This is a genomic window from Pseudomonas sp. Je.1.5.c, assembly GCF_051129895.1.
GTDB lineage: Bacteria > Pseudomonadota > Gammaproteobacteria > Pseudomonadales > Pseudomonadaceae > Aquipseudomonas > Aquipseudomonas urmiensis.
In genome coordinates this window covers 1-2,311 of sequence record NZ_JBCPSP010000092.1, presented here as the reverse complement: position 1 = coordinate 2,311, position 2,311 = coordinate 1, and the positions used below count along the sequence as shown (strand labels likewise).

1 protein-coding gene is annotated in these 2,311 nt (G+C 62.5%); it reads right to left on the bottom strand.

Going from position 1 to position 2,311, the window contains the following annotated elements; genetic code table 11:
- Positions 1-72: 72 nt before the first annotated feature.
- Entirely contained in the window at positions 73-2,070 is a 1,998-nt protein-coding gene (tkt, locus tag AAZU54_RS27230) for a transketolase (protein ID WP_264236702.1), read from the bottom strand.
- Between the last annotated feature and the right edge of the window lie 241 nt (positions 2,071-2,311).

The following is a 2,311-nucleotide window of genomic DNA, read 5'->3' as shown; positions in this document are numbered from 1 at the left end:
GTATTCGCGAGCTGGCGTGGGAGCGGGCTTGCCCCGCGATTGAAGGGGGCGGCAAAGCCCCCAGACTTTACATCAGTCTTCCAGCAGCTCTTCAGCAGTACCCAGGATGTTTTCCAGGGTGAAGCCGAACTCCTCGAACAGCGCCGAGGCCGGAGCCGATTCGCCGTAGGTGGTCATGCCGATGACGCGACCTTCCAGGCCTACGTACTTGTACCAGAAGTCGGCGTGGGCAGCTTCGATGGCGATGCGCGCACCGACTTGCAGCGGCAGTACCGACTGCTTGTAGGCAGCGTCCTGGGCATCGAACACGCTGGTGCTTGGCATCGACACGACGCGCACCTTGCGGCCCTGCTCGGTCAGCTTGGCGAACGCCTGCACCGCCAGGCCCACTTCGGAACCGGTGGCGATCAGGATCAGCTCAGGCTCGCCTGCGCAGTCCTTGAGCACATAGCCACCACGGGCGATGTCGGCGATCTGCTGGGCATCGCGGTCCTGATGTTGCAGGTTCTGACGCGAGAAGATCAGCGCCGATGGGCCGTCCTTGCGCTCCAGTGCGGCTTTCCAGGAGACGGCCGACTCGACCGCATCGGCTGGGCGCCAGGTGTCCAGGTTCGGCGTGCTGCGCAGGCTGGTCAGCTGCTCGATCGGCTGGTGAGTCGGGCCGTCTTCGCCCAGGCCGATGGAGTCGTGGGTGTAGACGTGGATCACCCGCTGTTTCATCAGCGCTGACATGCGCACTGCGTTACGGGCGTATTCCATGAACATCAGGAAGGTCGCGCCGTAAGGCACCAGGCCGCCGTGCAGGGCAACGCCGTTCATGATCGCGGTCATGCCGAATTCACGCACGCCGTAGAACACGTAGTTGCCGCTGGCGTCATTGGCCTCGACACCCTTGCAACCTTTCCACAGGGTCAGGTTGGAGCCGGCCAGGTCAGCCGAGCCGCCGAGGAACTCAGGCAGTAGGGGGCCGAAGGCGTTCAGGGCATTCTGGCTGGCCTTGCGGCTGGCAATGGTTTCACCCTTGGCTGCGACTTCGGCGATGTAGGCAGCGGCCTTTTCCGAGAAGTCAGCTGGCAGATCACCGCTCAGGCGACGCTTGAGCTCGCTGGCCAGCTCCGGGAAGGCGGCGGCGTAAGCGTCGAAGCGCTGGTTCCATTCGGCTTCGACCTTGGCACCGGCGGCCTTGGCATCCCACTCGGCAGCGATGTCGGCAGGGATTTCGAACGGGCCGTGGTTCCAGTTCAGTTCTTTGCGGGCCAGGGCGATTTCGTCGTTGCCCAGCGGCGCGCCGTGGCAATCTTCCTTGCCCTGCTTGTTCGGCGAGCCGAAACCAATGATGGTCTTGCAGCAGATCAGGGTCGGACGGTCGCTCTTGCGAGCGGTGTCGATGGCCATCTTGATTTCGTCGGCATCGTGACCGTTGACGTTACGGATGACCTGCCAGTTGTAGGCTTCGAAACGCGCTGGGGTGTTGTCGGTGAACCAGCCGTGCACTTCGCCGTCGATGGAGATGCCGTTGTCGTCGTAGAAGGCGACCAGCTTGTTCAGGCCCAGGGTACCGGCCAGCGAAGCGACTTCGTGGGAAATGCCTTCCATCATGCAGCCGTCACCCAGGAACACGTAGGTGTTGTGGTCGACGATGTTGTGGCCTTCACGGTTGAACTGGGCAGCCAGCACTTTCTCGGCGAGGGCGAAGCCTACGGCGTTGGCCAGGCCTTGGCCCAGCGGGCCGGTGGTGGTTTCGACACCTGGGGTGTAGCCGAACTCCGGGTGGCCTGGGGTGCGGCTGTGCAGCTGGCGGAACGACTTGAGGTCGTCGATGGTGACGTCATAGCCGGTCAGGTGCAGCAGCGAATAGATCAGCATCGAGCCGTGGCCGTTGGACAGCACGAAGCGGTCACGGTCAGCGAAGCTCGGGTTGCTCGGGTTGTGCTTCAGGTAGTCGCGCCAAAGCACTTCGGCGATATCCGCCATGCCCATAGGGGCACCTGGGTGGCCGCTGTTGGCCTTTTGCACGGCATCCATGCTGAGGGCACGAATGGCGTTGGCACGATCACGACGGCTGGGCATCGCTAAGTCTCCTGGGGCTTTGAATAAGTAGTGGAACGCAAAAAGGCGGCCATTTTCCCCCACAGGCGGCCTGGGGGCAATGACGGATGGTCGCAGTTGGGTATTTTTCCTGTGTTTAGGGGGCAATTCATGAAAAACGCTGGTGCAAACCTATACCGGGCAGACTCTGCGGAGCATTTTCAGCAAGCCTGTACTGCGTGGGAGCGGGCTTGCCCCGCGATGGCGATAGTCAATGCACTGA

Bases quoted from the DNA above. Each gene is read 5' to 3' on its own strand.
- tkt (WP_264236702.1), bottom strand. From the start codon at position 2,070: ATGCCCAGCCGTCGTGATCGTGCCAACGCCATTCGTGCCCTCAGCATG.